The organism is Nitrobacter sp. NHB1 (assembly GCF_036964665.1).
Lineage (GTDB): Bacteria > Pseudomonadota > Alphaproteobacteria > Rhizobiales > Xanthobacteraceae > Nitrobacter.
In genome coordinates this window covers 258,839-271,283 of the sequence record NZ_JBAMDA010000001.1, presented here as the reverse complement: position 1 = coordinate 271,283, position 12,445 = coordinate 258,839, and the positions used below count along the sequence as shown (strand labels likewise).

The 12,445-nt window shown below is 60.3% G+C and carries 12 protein-coding genes and 1 pseudogene; 3 read left to right on the top strand and 10 right to left on the bottom strand.

All coding sequences use genetic code 11. The features are described from left to right. Positions 1-165 precede the first annotated feature (165 nt). The gene (locus tag V4R08_RS01300) at positions 166-744 is read right to left on the bottom strand and encodes a transposase (protein ID WP_335577678.1); all 579 of its coding nucleotides are present in this window, start codon (positions 742-744) and stop codon (positions 166-168) included. A gap of 18 nt (positions 745-762) precedes the next feature. After that, positions 763-975, bottom strand: coding sequence for a transposase (locus tag V4R08_RS01295; protein WP_335577677.1), 213 nt, complete (start codon positions 973-975; stop codon positions 763-765). An 84-nt stretch (positions 976-1,059) separates the two neighbouring features. Between V4R08_RS01295 and V4R08_RS01290 the strand changes: the two are divergent. Beyond that, positions 1,060-1,997, top strand: a pseudogene (locus V4R08_RS01290) (UDP-glucose dehydrogenase family protein); the annotation flags it as partial. A 45-nt stretch (positions 1,998-2,042) separates the two neighbouring features. Here the strand turns inward: V4R08_RS01290 and V4R08_RS01285 are convergent. The 3 genes from V4R08_RS01285 to V4R08_RS01275 are packed head-to-tail and all read right to left on the bottom strand — an operon-like array spanning position 2,043 to position 4,700. Further along, a complete protein-coding gene (locus V4R08_RS01285; protein ID WP_335577676.1) occupies positions 2,043-3,149 on the bottom strand; it encodes a DegT/DnrJ/EryC1/StrS family aminotransferase in 1,107 nt (368 codons plus the stop codon). Between the two features lie 4 nt (positions 3,150-3,153). After that, on the bottom strand, positions 3,154-3,642 hold the full coding sequence (locus V4R08_RS01280; RefSeq protein WP_335577675.1) for an acyltransferase: 489 nt from the start codon (positions 3,640-3,642) through the stop codon (positions 3,154-3,156). Further along, positions 3,639-4,700, bottom strand: coding sequence for a Gfo/Idh/MocA family protein (locus tag V4R08_RS01275; RefSeq protein WP_335577674.1), 1,062 nt, complete (start codon positions 4,698-4,700; stop codon positions 3,639-3,641). The genes V4R08_RS01280 and V4R08_RS01275 overlap by 4 nt, the downstream gene beginning before the upstream one ends. Positions 4,701-4,913: 213 nt before the next feature. Between V4R08_RS01275 and V4R08_RS01270 the strand changes: the two genes are divergently transcribed. Continuing rightward, positions 4,914-5,963: an MraY family glycosyltransferase gene (locus V4R08_RS01270; RefSeq protein WP_442935609.1), complete on the top strand. Its 1,050-nt coding sequence runs from the start codon at positions 4,914-4,916 to the stop codon at positions 5,961-5,963. A gap of 24 nt (positions 5,964-5,987) precedes the next feature. On the opposite strand, the gene V4R08_RS01265 is transcribed toward V4R08_RS01270, so the two are convergent. The 3 genes from V4R08_RS01265 to V4R08_RS01255 all read right to left on the bottom strand — a co-directional run bounded on the left by V4R08_RS01265 (position 5,988) and on the right by V4R08_RS01255 (position 9,256). After that, positions 5,988-6,908, bottom strand: coding sequence for an NAD-dependent epimerase/dehydratase family protein (locus V4R08_RS01265; protein WP_335577673.1), 921 nt, complete (start codon positions 6,906-6,908; stop codon positions 5,988-5,990). 7 nt (positions 6,909-6,915) lie between these two features. After that, entirely contained in the window at positions 6,916-7,911 is a 996-nt protein-coding gene (locus V4R08_RS01260) for a hypothetical protein (RefSeq protein WP_335577672.1), read from the bottom strand. Between the two features lie 112 nt (positions 7,912-8,023). Beyond that, positions 8,024-9,256, bottom strand: a complete 1,233-nt coding sequence (locus tag V4R08_RS01255) for a glycosyltransferase family 4 protein (RefSeq protein ID WP_335577671.1) — start codon at positions 9,254-9,256, stop codon at positions 8,024-8,026. A 51-nt stretch (positions 9,257-9,307) separates the two neighbouring features. Here V4R08_RS01255 and V4R08_RS01250 point away from each other — a divergent pair, with 51 nt between their 5' ends. Further along, positions 9,308-10,117: an IS5 family transposase gene (locus V4R08_RS01250; RefSeq protein ID WP_335577670.1), complete on the top strand. Its 810-nt coding sequence runs from the start codon at positions 9,308-9,310 to the stop codon at positions 10,115-10,117. An 85-nt stretch (positions 10,118-10,202) separates the two neighbouring features. On the opposite strand, the gene wecB is transcribed toward V4R08_RS01250, so the two are convergent. Both wecB and wbjC read right to left on the bottom strand, forming a co-directional pair. Further along, on the bottom strand, positions 10,203-11,336 hold the full coding sequence (gene wecB, locus V4R08_RS01245; protein ID WP_335577669.1) for a non-hydrolyzing UDP-N-acetylglucosamine 2-epimerase: 1,134 nt from the start codon (positions 11,334-11,336) through the stop codon (positions 10,203-10,205). After that, complete coding sequence (wbjC, locus tag V4R08_RS01240) at positions 11,333-12,445, bottom strand: UDP-2-acetamido-2,6-beta-L-arabino-hexul-4-ose reductase (protein ID WP_335577668.1); 1,113 nt, start codon at positions 12,443-12,445, stop codon at positions 11,333-11,335. Before wbjC ends, wecB begins: the two co-directional genes overlap by 4 nt.

The following is a 12,445-nucleotide window of genomic DNA, read 5'->3' as shown; positions in this document are numbered from 1 at the left end:
GGTGGGCAGTGCGGGCGCGAGCCCGCCCTCAGTTTGCTCTCATATCGTTGCCGTGACGATCGAAAGGGTGCGCTTGAGGTAGTAGGCGATGGTGGTAAGGTGAACCTGGACCGCGGCTTTGGCGAGGCCGCGCCATCGCATTTGGCGCAGGCCGTAACAGCGTTTTCAGGTGCCGAAGATCTTCTCTATGCGACCGCGGATGCGGTGGATCGGCTGGTTCCAGGCAGCGAGGCGAGCGAGCGTCTCGGCCTCGTCCCGGCCGCACATGCCGGTGGCGACGACGCGCGGCGTCCCTCCTTTGGCCCGAACCGCATCGCCGAAGTGATTCCCCCGATAGGCGCTGTCCGCGAATACCTCGCCTGGATCATCGGGCAAGGCGTCCGGTCCCGCGCGTCCGTCGTTGACGTTGGCCGGCGTGATCGCGATCTTCTCGACCAGAGCCGTGGTCGCGTCGGCGCCGGCGCCGACATGCGCTTTGAGGCCGTGCACCGCGGCCTTGCCTTTGTGCTTGACCCAGCGACCCGCGTCATCGTCTTCGCTGGCAGACGCGATGATCGTCGCATCGACCAGCGTACCGACCTTGACCGTGACCGCTCGGGCCTCGAGCTGCGCGGTCACCGCATCGAACAGCGCGACATCGAGGCCGTGCGTGACGAGCGCCCTGCGGTACCGGATGAAGGCGGTACGCTCAGGTGTCGCCTCATTGCCTGAAAAGCCAGAACCGGCGGAATGATGTCCGGTCATCGAGCGCCTCTGCCAGCTTCACGACAGGTCGTACCAGATCGACAGCAGCAGTGCCTTGAACATAGCTAGCGGCGGCCAGGCGGGCTCGCCCTTGGTAGCCGCATAGAGCGGATCGAGAAGAATCGCCATCGGGCACCAATCAACCAACTTGCCGATCTCATCGAGCGATGATGCCGGCCCCGTGTGACCTGCAAAACCGAACCGCTCCTGACCTATCGAACGATGCGCCACGTCCCGCTCTCCTCTCCGGAAAGCCCATAGAATCAGCAATCAGAACCGCCGTCTACACCCACCCGCGCACAGGTCTCCTAGCCCGCGGCGCGCGCGATCGCCGCCTCCGTCCGCGGATTCACTGTCGTGGTCACCAAGTCGACGGTGCCGGTCGGAACCGGCGACGAGGTGGAACGCCTGATCCGCGAGGCCAATCCATCGGCCGAAGTTGCGTCCAATCCCGAATTTTTACGCGAGGGCGCCGCAAGGCGCTCGGCGACATCTACCGGCCGCTGTCCCTCAACCAGGCGCCGATGATGTTCACCGCGCGCCGCACCGCCGAACTGATCAAATACGCGGCCAACGCCTTCCTTGCGACCAAGATCACCTTCATCAACGAAATCGCGGACCTGTCCGAAAAGGTCGGCGCCGATATCCAGGAGGTCGCGCGCGGAATCGGTCTCGACAATCGCATCGGCGCCAAGTTCCTGCACGCCGGCCCCGGCTATGGCGGCTCCTGTTTTCCCAAGGACACCCGCGCGCTGGTGAAGATCGCGGAAGATCACGACACCCAGCTTCGCATCGTGGAGTCGGTCGTCACCGTCAATGACAACCGCAAGCGCGCGATGGCGCGCAAGGTGGCGAACGCGCTCGGCGGCAGTCTACGCAACAAGACGATCGCGGTGCTGGGACTGGCGTTCAAGCCAGACACCGACGACATGCGCGAGGCGCCGTCGATCCCGCTGATCACCAGCCTTTGCGATATGGGGGCAAACGTTCGCGCCTTCGACCCGGCGAGCATGAAGGAGGCGCGGCGCGAACTCCCCGATATCGACTATTGCGACGACACCTATGCCTGCGCGGAAGGCGCCGACGCGCTGGTGATCGTGACCGAATGGGTCCAGTTCCGCGCGCTCGACCTGCCGCGCCTGAAACGCATCATGAACCAGCCGATCGTGGTCGATCTGCGTAACATTTATCAGCCCCGTGAAATGGCCGAACTCAACTTTATCTATGAAGGCGTCGGCCGTGGAGCAACATGAGCCAGGCACAGCTTTCGGACTCGCCGATCCCCCTCCGAGCAAATGCTAGCTGAATGACCGGATCAACCCGATAACGGCTTGCTGCTGATCGGCAGTAATCTCTGCGAACATTGGGAGCGACAGAATGCGGCTCTGATGACGGTGCGCATTCGGGAACTGCTCGGGCGTATGGCGAAAACGCTCGTAAGCCTGAAGAAACGGCAGCGCGACGGGATAGTTGATCGCGGTCTGAACGCCATTGTCCTTGAGGTAAGCCGCGAGCCGGTCGCGCCTTGGATGCTGGATGGTGTAAAGATGATAAACGTGCGTGCGATTGGGGCCAACTTCAGGCACCGTCACATCTTCAATCTGATTCAATCCGGCATCATAAACAGCCGCCGCCGTTTGGCGCGCATCGGTCCAACAGGGTAAATGCGGGAGCTTCGCGGATAGGATCGCGGCCTGAAGGCCATCAAGCCGGCTGTTGATCCCCTCGATGCGATGCTGGTGTTTGACCAGTCCGCCATGCCGTGCGAGCATCGACATTCGTTCTGCTAGGGCCGTATCTCCTGTGACTATCGCGCCGGCATCCCCCATCGCCCCGAGATTCTTTCCCGGGTAGAACGAGAACGTGGCAGCGTGGCCGAAACTGCCGACCTGTTTGCCCTTGTAGCGCGCGAGATGAGCCTGCGCGCAATCTTCGATCACCCACAGATTGTGCTTTCGCGCGATCGCCATGATCGCGTCCATGTCAGCCGGCTGACCATAGAGATGCACCGGGATGATTCCTACCGTCCGCGGCGTGACGGCGCTTTCAATGGCCGCAGGATCAATCGTGAAGGTAGTGGCATCCGTATCGCAAAACACCGGCTTGGCACCCGCATGCGTGATCATTGCGGACGTACTGATCCAGGAGTGCGCGGTCGTGATCACCTCATCGCCCGGCTGCACGTCGAGCGCCGCCATGGCGAGATAAAGCGCATCTGTACCATTGGCGCATGACACGCAATGCACGGCCTCGACAGCACGGGCGAACTTCTTCTCAAAGGCGTCCACAAACGGCCCGCGAATGAAAGCGCTGTCATGAATTACCGCGGCGATTGCGGCATCGATTTCGCTCTTAATACTTTGGTACTGCAGTTGAAGATCTGCATAAGGAATGGCAATCGCCATCGACTCACTCTCTTGTTGTGGTCACAGCGTGACAGCGAGCAAGTTTGCGCGCGGGATTTCCGGCGTATGCGCCAGGCCCGTCGATATCTTTCGTAACAACTGCACCGGCACCCACCACAACGTCGTCGCAAATACTGACCGGCATGATCACGGCGTTCGAACCGATCGACACTCGATTGCCTATTTTCGTCTCCCGCCACAGCTCCTTGCGGCCTCGGGCGGGGCCGCCCGTCGAGAACGTATCATTCACAAACATGACGCCATGTCCAATGAAACAATCCTCGCCGACCGAGACGAGTTCGCAAACGAAAGCGTGCGACTGCACGCGGGTTCGCGCACCGATTTCGACGCCCTTCTGGACTTCAACGAAAGGCCCGATGAAACAGTCGTCACCGATCTTGCAGTCGTAGATATTGCATGGCTCAACAATCTTCACCCGCGCGCCGAACTCGACGTTGCGAACGCCGACATGAAGAACCGTCGGGGTGTTCATGATGCGAGACCGAGCCTGCAAAGCCTCGGCGTGAAATGCAGCGGCACCTCAAGCCCGGTTTCGATCGATTCATAGATCGCCGAGATCAACTCCAGGCTGCGGCGGCCTTCGAGGCCATCGACCAAAGCGGCCGTCTTGTTGGTGAGGCAATCGACGACATGGTCGTAATAGGCGTGATGACCGAAACCGTAGACGTTCGGCGGATTCACAGAAAACTTTTCCATGACGTCGCGGTCGAGCGGGAGCTCTTCCGCAAACAGCCAGTGACGAATCTCGTTGACCGCAAAGCCTGCGATTTCAACCGTGCCGGTCGATCCCAGAATGGACAGCGACCCTTCGAGATCTTTCGGTCGCACAGCCGTCGTGGCTTCAATCACCCCCAGCGCGCCATTGCGGAACTTCAGGGTCGCCACCGCGGTATCTTCAGTCTCGATCTTGGCAAGTGCCGTTATCGCTCGCGCATGGACGCTGACGACATCGCCGAAAAACCATTCCAGCATGTCGACGTGGTGGCTGGCCTGGTTGGTCAGCACACCGCCGTCGTACGCCCACGTGCCCCGCCATTCGTCCTGATCGTAGTAAGCCTGATCGCGGCACCAGCGCACACGGACGGTGCCGAGGATCAGGCGGCCGAATCGGCCGGCCTCCAAGGCCTCGCGAGCCTTGACGACGGGAACGTTGAAGCGGTTTTGCTTGACGACGAACAGCTTCACGCCGGCCTCGTCGCAAGCCGCGATCATGGCATCGGCGTCTTCGAGCCGAAGCGCCATCGGCTTTTCGACAACAACATGTTTGCCGGCCTTGGCGCAGGCGATGACGTGCGGCGGATGCATGCCGCTCGGCGTCAACACCGAAACCGCATCCATGTCCTTCAATGCGAGGAACTGGTCGATGTCGTAGAACGCCGGGACGCCGTATCGCGCCGCCAGGGCATCAGCCCGCTCACGCACGGGATCGCAGACCGCCACTAGCGATGCACCATTGATGTGCTTGCCGCCCAGCAGATCGGAATGGCGCTTCGAGACGCGGCCACATCCAAGAATTCCGAACCTGATCATTCGCCCTCAACCTTCTCGCCAACAAACCTGGTCCCGCTCAGCCGGCCGGAAACGGAAAGCGATGCGTTTAACCAAAAAAACGATAACAAAATCAACACCTCATTGCAACGACCGGCCCAGGTTCGGGCCGATGAAACCGTGACAATCAACATCGACTTCATGACCTGAGCGGGCACCCAGCGATGGCTCGACCGCAAATGCCAAAAAGGCTATATGGCCGGTCGTACCGTTGGAGCTTGTCGGCTGGCCGTGGACTCATCCTGGGAATTTTCGTCGTTGCTGACCATCGTCGTCGCAGCAGCTCTCTCGTTCGCCCTGACGTGGCTGCTGATGCCCTTGATGCAGCGCTACGCGCTCGCAAAGCCAAACGCGCGGTCCTCCCACAAGCTTCCGACGCCACAAGGCGCCGGGATCGCCGTCATCGCCGCAACGCTTGTCACTACCGTCGCGTTCGCGGCCGTGGCGAGAACGGAAGCTTCCTTCTATGCGCTGGGTGCGACATTCTTTATCGCCATTGTAGGCGCGGCGGACGATATCAGGTCGCTTCCGGTTCTGGCCCGCCTACTCGCCCAGGCGATCGCGGTGGGAGCGATCCTGTCGACGTGGCCCGGCGACGTCCGGATCTTCCCGCTCGGCCCGCTCTGGATCGAGCGCGGCGTCCTGCTGCTGGCCGGCGTCTGGTTCGTCAACCTCGTCAACTTCATGGACGGACTGGACTGGATGACCGTCGCGGAAGCCGTCCCCATTGCGGGGGCGATCGTTGCGCTGGGATTGCTGGGTCACCTGCCACCGATGACCGTGATCGTTGCCGGCGCGCTCGGCGGCGCCTTGATTGGTTTCGCGCCATTCAACCGGCCGGTTGCAAAAGTCTTTCTCGGCGACGTCGGCAGTCTTCCCATCGGCCTTTTGCTTGGCTGGTCCCTGCTCGAGCTCGCCTATCGCGGCCAGCTCACCGCCGCGTTGCTACTGCCCCTCTATTATCTTGCCGATGCCACCATCACGATGCTGCGCCGGCTGTTCGCCGGCGAGACAATTTGGGCGGCGCACCGGTCGCACTACTATCAGCGCGCGACGAATAACGGATTTTCGGTTCTCGATGTGGTCGGAACCGTGTTCGGACTCAATCTCGTGCTGGCCGCGCTGGCCATCTCCTCAACGTTGGTGACGTCGCCTGCGGTTAAAATTATCGCATTGATCGCGGGCGCCGCCGTTGTCGGGCTCATCCTGTTCAGGTTCTCGAAAGTGCGGCGGCCGGCTCTGTAGCAGCACGGCCAGATACGAACGCCGTCACGTCTGCGACTTCTCAACCATCGCACGAAGGCCTTCGCGCGTGGTGAGGGACGGCTTCCATCCGGCTGCGAGCAGTTTAGCTGGATTGACCACGAGATCCCGTCCAATGCGATCCCAGAGCGACGTCCGCCCGGTAAGGCGGAGCAATCCGGCGATCAGGCCGGCTGGAACGGGAAAGAGTCCAGCGGGCCGTCCGGTCGCCGCGCGAAGGCAGGTGAAGATGCCCGCGATCGACATCGGCTCGGGATCGGCGACGACAAAGGTTTCGTTGAGTGTTGCCGGGCTGTCGAGGCTCAACATGATCGCGTCCACGAGGTTGCGAACCGCCAGCAGCGAGCGCCGGTTTCGCAACGAACCGAACGGCAAAGGAACCGGTAAAGATGCAATGCGGAGCAGAAAAGCTATGTTCGCCTTCGCATGCGGACCATACACGATCACTGGCCTGAGGATCGTGTGTGGCACGCCGCTATCTCGGATCGCGTCCTCCGCCGCGAGCTTGGCCCGATCATATCCGGTCACCGGATGCGGCTCGTCGCCTTCCGTCAGAACCAAATCGGATGCTGAGCCGGTCTGCGCACCGATCGAGGACAGGAAAACCAGGCGCCGCACCTGATGGCGTGAACATGCCTGAGCCAGGCTAACCGCCGCTCCGCGATTGACCTTGTCGTAGTCGACCGCGTCGCCACCCTGACGATGCGCGATGGCGGCAAGGTGCACAACGACGTCGATATCGGCGACAAACGGATTCCAGTCGAACTCGCTCTCGAAATCCGGGAGCGCGACATATTCGATACGATCCCCGACCGCAACAGGCTTTCGAGATGCAGCGCGGACGTGGTGTCCCGCCGCGGCGAGCGCGGGAACAAGCGCCGAGCCGATAAAGCCGGACGCGCCGGTAACTAGAATCCGAAGGGACATGCGCCGCTCAAGACACGCTTTTCCTGGCCCTCCGCCATGGCAGGGCCTGGCAAATGCGTTTCATTTTCGATCCATAGATTGGGCTATTCACGTTCAACAGCACAATGTGGCGAAGCAAGACGATCACCAGCAATGCTGCAAAGGTAACGCCCATTGCCTTAAGAACCGCCCGCCAGGGCGAAAGCCCGGGTGCATCCGGCACCGATTTGTCCGGCATCGTCGGCGGCGAAAAGATGACATCCGCGCCGATTCCCGCGAGTTCGCTCTTGATGCCTTCAACCTTCTCCATGCTGTCAGCGCGAAGCTTGATGAGAGACGCGACATCTGCAGGCATATTGCCGGGCTTCGACCCGAGCAACTCGGGATGCTTCAGGAGCTCGTTGATGAGCGTTGACAGATCCGAGATCTGTGTCTCGGTGGCCTTCAGGAGACGGCCAAGCCGTGCGGCTGCTTCCGGTTGAGGCTTGGTCGTCGCAAGCCAGGCGTCGATAAGGGAAGAGGCAATCGCCTGCGCTCGCGCCGGATCGGAATCCGAGACTGCCAGCACATAAAGCGACGGTTGCTTTGGATCCGATGCCATTGCGGGAAAAAACTGAATGGCGCTAGCCAGACGTGCACCGCGTTCTCGATCTGACGTTCCCGGCACCGGATAATTCGCAAACTTCTCCAAGGCAATTTTCATGACCGGCACTGAACGTAGAACCGACCCGGCATATGTCGCCTTGGCCGCATCCAGCGGCCCGATGTAGGTCATGCTGGTGAATACCTTGGGCGGGTGCGAAACGTTAAACAAGCCAATGAAGTAGGCGAGCGCGCCAGCGGCGATCGTCGCAACCACGATGATCTTCCACGCGCGCAGGACAGGCGGAACGAGGTCGAGTATCATTCCCCAATAGTCCGGATCGCGATCGTCGAGTACACGTTCGTTAGCGCCGGAACCGGAGTGCGTATTCATACGAAATTCCTCTTGTCCTACCGAACTACCGACGGAAATTCGTCGCAAACTGCATATTAGGATCTCAGTATTTCCAACCCGCTCAAATTATCTTCAATCAAACAACAGAGTCACATCTTCGTCCAGATTTCATATCAGCGCGCGCGTCATCATAAGCCTGTCAAGCACTGTTGCCACGTGCAGATTCGATCACACCATGGAACGCGGCTTCGGTCTCTGCGATCGCGGTCGCAAACGAAAATGTCCGCCAATAAGCCTCGCGCCCACGTTGGCCCATGTCCACCAATCGTTCGCGCGGCATCTGCGATAGCCGCACCATCGCATCCGCCATCGCATCAACATCGTCGGACGGCACCGCAACGCCGGCGCCCGCGGTCGTGACGAACTCCGCCGCCTCTCCCTCCACTCCGATCAGGATCGGCTTGCCCATGGCCATGTAGAATTGCGTTTTCTGGGGAATCGTAATTCTGAACAGCGGATCGTTCCACAGATGCAACACCAGCACATCCGCCGCCGCGAACACATCCCCGATCATCTTTCGCGGCACGCCCGGTGCGATCCGCATGTTCTCCGCATCCAACTCATGCGCTAGCTGCTTCAGATTGTCACTTTCGATGCCATCTCCGATCAGCAGCAACTGCAAATCAGGGGCGCGCTGCCGCGCAAGGTGTGCCGCACGCACCAGAACATCCAACCCCTGCACACGCCCGAGGTTGCCGCCGTACACGATATTGAATTTACCTTCGAAGCCGTAGCGCGTGAGGTCAGCAAGGCCCGCCGGCGCCGCAGCGAGTTCATCCGCCCAGTTGTAGATGACGGAAATCTTCCCCGGCGTGACGCCGCGTTCGATCAAGCGGCTTTTGATCCCTTTTGACTGCGCCAGGATTCCAGCTGCGCGTCGGTAGACAAAATTGCACATCAGATTCAGGATTTTTTCCATCCTCCGCGTGCCGGTCATGCCGGACTTCACCACCGAATCCGGCCACAAGTCCTGGATGTCGATCAGGAACGGACGCCGCGACAACCAACCGGCGAAAATGGCTGCGAGACCGCCCGTGATCGGTGGGTAGCAATAGACAATGTCAAAACGGCGCGCGCGAAACATCGCAAACAGTGCGGCGCTCGCCATGAAGGAGAAATAGTTCAAGATACGGCCGACGCTCGAGCTGTTGTGGCTTGGATAGAGCGGCACGCGATGAACAACAATCCCGTCCACAATCTCACGCTTGTAGAGTCCGATGCGGTATCCCGGATAGGTCTTCCCGGACGGATAATTCGGAAAACCGGTGACGACCTCGATCTGGTGCCCGCGCTCGGCGAACGCCTTGGCGAACACGATGCCCTTGACGATCGGCTCGGGCTCGAACCACTGGGTGATGTAAAGTATTCGCATCGTCTAGAGGCTGTTAGGGACTGATTAACAGTAACTTCTGAGGGTTGCGTGATGAGCGAATCACGCAGGCCGTATCCGTCCGATGTATCGGACGATGAGTGGGCATTGGTGGTGCCCTACCTGACGTTGCTGCCGGAGAATGTCGGACAACGAAGCTATCTGCTTCGCGAGGTCTTCAACGGGCTGCGTTACATTGTGAAGACAGGCGCGCCATGGCGATGGATGCCCAACGATTTGCCGCCATGGAAGATGGTTTATCAGCAGGCGCAACGCTGGCTTCGTGCGGGATGCTTTGAAGCACTCGCGGAGGATTTGCGGGCGCTGCTGCGTCTGGCGGCCGGGCATGACGCGCAGCCGCGGGCGGCGATCATCGACAGCCGGACATTACGTTCGACGCCCGAGAGCGGAGCCCGCGCCGGTTACGACGGCGCCAAGCGCAAGAAGGGATCCAAACTGCATCTGGCCGTGGATACGCTCGGCCACATGCTCGCGCTCCACGTCACGGCTGCGAGCGTCGGAGATCGAGACGCCGTCGGCCAAATGGCCAAGGATATCCAGGCCGCGACGGACGAGAGTGTCGAGATCGCTTTCGTCGATCAAGGCTACACCGGCGAACGTGCCGCGGCAGCCGCAGGCGCCCACGGCATCGAACTGAGCGTCGTCAAACTTCCGCAAGCCAAGCGCAGCTTTGTCTTGTTGCCGAGACGCTGGGTGGTCGAGCGCACCTTTGCATGGGCGACGCGTTTCCGCCGCCTTGCCAGAGATTACGAGCGATGCGCAGCGACCCTCGCCGATATCCACCTCATCGCATTCGTCTGCATCATGCTCAAAAATGCAGCCCAACTCGCCGCAGGTCCCTAACAGCCTCTAGATGCGGACCAAACGAGATTCGATAGACGTGGCGATTGTTGCAACTGCCATCGAATCAATCGCGGCCCGCATGTCATCAATCGTACTTGCGCCAGACCACGCGGTTCACGTAGTCCGTATAGCTGTGAATGATCCGAACGATTTTGTCGGACACGTTCGGGGCTGAATAATCATCGACCAGCCGAAACCCGCGCTGCTCGTCGCGCGGTTGGTCCGCGAGAATAGCGAGTCCCTGTCGGACACGATCGACGTCAAGGCCGACCATCATGACGGCAGCCTCCTCCATGCCTTCGGGCCGCTCATGCGCTTCGCGCAAATTCAGGGCCGGAAAATTCAGGATCGACGATTCCTCGCTGATCGTACCGCTGTCGGACAACACCGCGCGGGCAGACATTTGCAACTTGACGTAATCCGAAAATCCGAGCGGCTTGAGCAACTGAACCCCGGAATGAAACGCTATCCGTTCTTCATCGATACGCTTCCGGGTTCGGGGATGGGTCGAGACGATCACCGAAAGTCCGTAATCCTCGGCAACCGCATTGAGTACGGCCACCAGCTTCGCGAAGGCCGATGGCGTTTCAATATTTTCCTCGCGATGCGCGCTGACGACGAAATAATTCTCCGGCGAAAGATTCCACCGCGCCAAAACATCGGAAGCATCGATCTTCGGTCGATAGTGCGTCAGAACCTCGTACATCGGGCTTCCGGTCTTGATGACCAGATCCGGGGGCAACCCCTCGCGCAGCAGATAGTCGCGCGCGATCGTGCTGTAGGTCAAATTAATGTCGGCGATGTGGTCGACAATACGGCGGTTGATCTCTTCCGGCACACGCTGGTCGAAGCAGCGGTTGCCTGCTTCCATATGGAAGACTGGAATACGGCGGCGTTTGGCAGGAATGACCGCAAGGCAGCTATTGGTGTCGCCAAGCACGAGCATTGCGTCGGCCTTGATCTCGGAGAATACGCGATCAACTTTGGCGATGACATTGCCGATGGTCTCGGCCGCGTTAGAGCCGGCACTGTCGAGGAAATGATCCGGCTTGCGGACACCGAGGTCATCGAAGAAAATCTGGTTCAGTTCATAGTCGTAATTCTGCCCGGTGTGGACCAGGATGTGATCGCAATGCCGATCCAGCACCGCGATCACGCGCGAGAGCCGAATGATCTCCGGCCGCGTTCCGACGATCGTGATGACCTTGAGCTTTTTCACGCAATAACCTTCATGGCAATCGTGTCCGGGCGGGACCGGTCGAAGATTTCGTTGGCCCACAACATCACGATCAGTTCGTCGTCACCGACATTCGTGATGTCGTGCGCCCAGCCCGGAACGGTTTCAACGATCTGGCCCTCGCCGCCTTGAACGAAAATGTCATGGCGCTCGTTGGTTTCGATATGGCGAAAACCGAACCGCGCCTTGCCGCGGATCACGATGAACTTCTCGGTCTTGGTGTGGTGATAGTGCTCCCCGCGCGTAATGCCCGGATGCGCCGTGAAATACGAAAACTGTCCGCAGTCCGGCGTTTTCAGCACTTCCGAGAACATGCCGCGCTGATCGCCATAACGCGGCACCGTGTAGGCAAATGATTCAGCTGGCAGATAACTGACGTAGGTCGAATAGAGTGCCCGTATCAGGCCGACGCCGACCGGCGGACTGATCAGCGATGAGCGGCTTTCGGCAAAGCCGTGGATCGAGTCGGCAACTGCACCGACCGTCGTCTCGTAAACCGGCGACGCATCGACAAAGCCGGCGGGGGGCGCCGGCATTTCAAGGCACTTGATGAACGCCTCGACGACATCGTCGATGTAGATCAGCCGCAGCGCCGCCGCCGGATCGTTAACGCTGATCGGAAGACTCCGCGTGACATTATAGCAAAACGTCGCGACGGCGGAGTTGTAGCTCGGACGAGCCCATTTGCCGAATACGTTCGTCAACCGGAAGATGTAGACCTTCGCTCCGGCCTCCTGGCCATAGCGGCGCAACCGCTCTTCCGCGGCGAGCTTGCTGCGCCCATAGGGGTTGTCGAGCGCGGCCTGGGTGGACGAGGACATCACCACCGGCGCGGAACGGCCGCTCGCGGCCAGCGCGGCGCACAGCCGGTCCGTGAATCCCGCGTTACCAGACAGGAAATCTGCCTCGGTCTTCGGACGATTCACGCCCGCAAGGTGAAAGATGAAATCGCCGGATGACACCGCATCGGCGAGCTGTTTGGAAGTTGTTTCGCGCGTGATACGCACGATGTCGGAATGGCCGAGTTCTCGCAGTCGGATGCGGAGATTCGTGCCGATGAAGCCGTCGGCGCCCGTGATGACGATTTTCAT

Bases quoted from the DNA above. Each gene is read 5' to 3' on its own strand.
- V4R08_RS01300 (WP_335577678.1), bottom strand. From the start codon at position 744: ATGACCGGACATCATTCCGCCGGTTCTGGCTTTTCAGGCAATGAGGCG.
- V4R08_RS01285 (WP_335577676.1), bottom strand. From the start codon at position 3,149: ATGGCGATTGCCATTCCTTATGCAGATCTTCAACTGCAGTACCAAAGT.
- V4R08_RS01280 (WP_335577675.1), bottom strand. From the start codon at position 3,642: ATGAACACCCCGACGGTTCTTCATGTCGGCGTTCGCAACGTCGAGTTC.
- V4R08_RS01275 (WP_335577674.1), bottom strand. From the start codon at position 4,700: ATGATCAGGTTCGGAATTCTTGGATGTGGCCGCGTCTCGAAGCGCCAT.
- V4R08_RS01270 (WP_442935609.1), top strand. From the start codon at position 4,914: ATGGCCGGTCGTACCGTTGGAGCTTGTCGGCTGGCCGTGGACTCATCC.
- V4R08_RS01265 (WP_335577673.1), bottom strand. From the start codon at position 6,908: ATGTCCCTTCGGATTCTAGTTACCGGCGCGTCCGGCTTTATCGGCTCG.
- V4R08_RS01255 (WP_335577671.1), bottom strand. From the start codon at position 9,256: ATGCGAATACTTTACATCACCCAGTGGTTCGAGCCCGAGCCGATCGTC.
- V4R08_RS01250 (WP_335577670.1), top strand. From the start codon at position 9,308: ATGAGCGAATCACGCAGGCCGTATCCGTCCGATGTATCGGACGATGAG.
- wbjC (WP_335577668.1), bottom strand. From the start codon at position 12,445: ATGAAAATCGTCATCACGGGCGCCGACGGCTTCATCGGCACGAATCTC.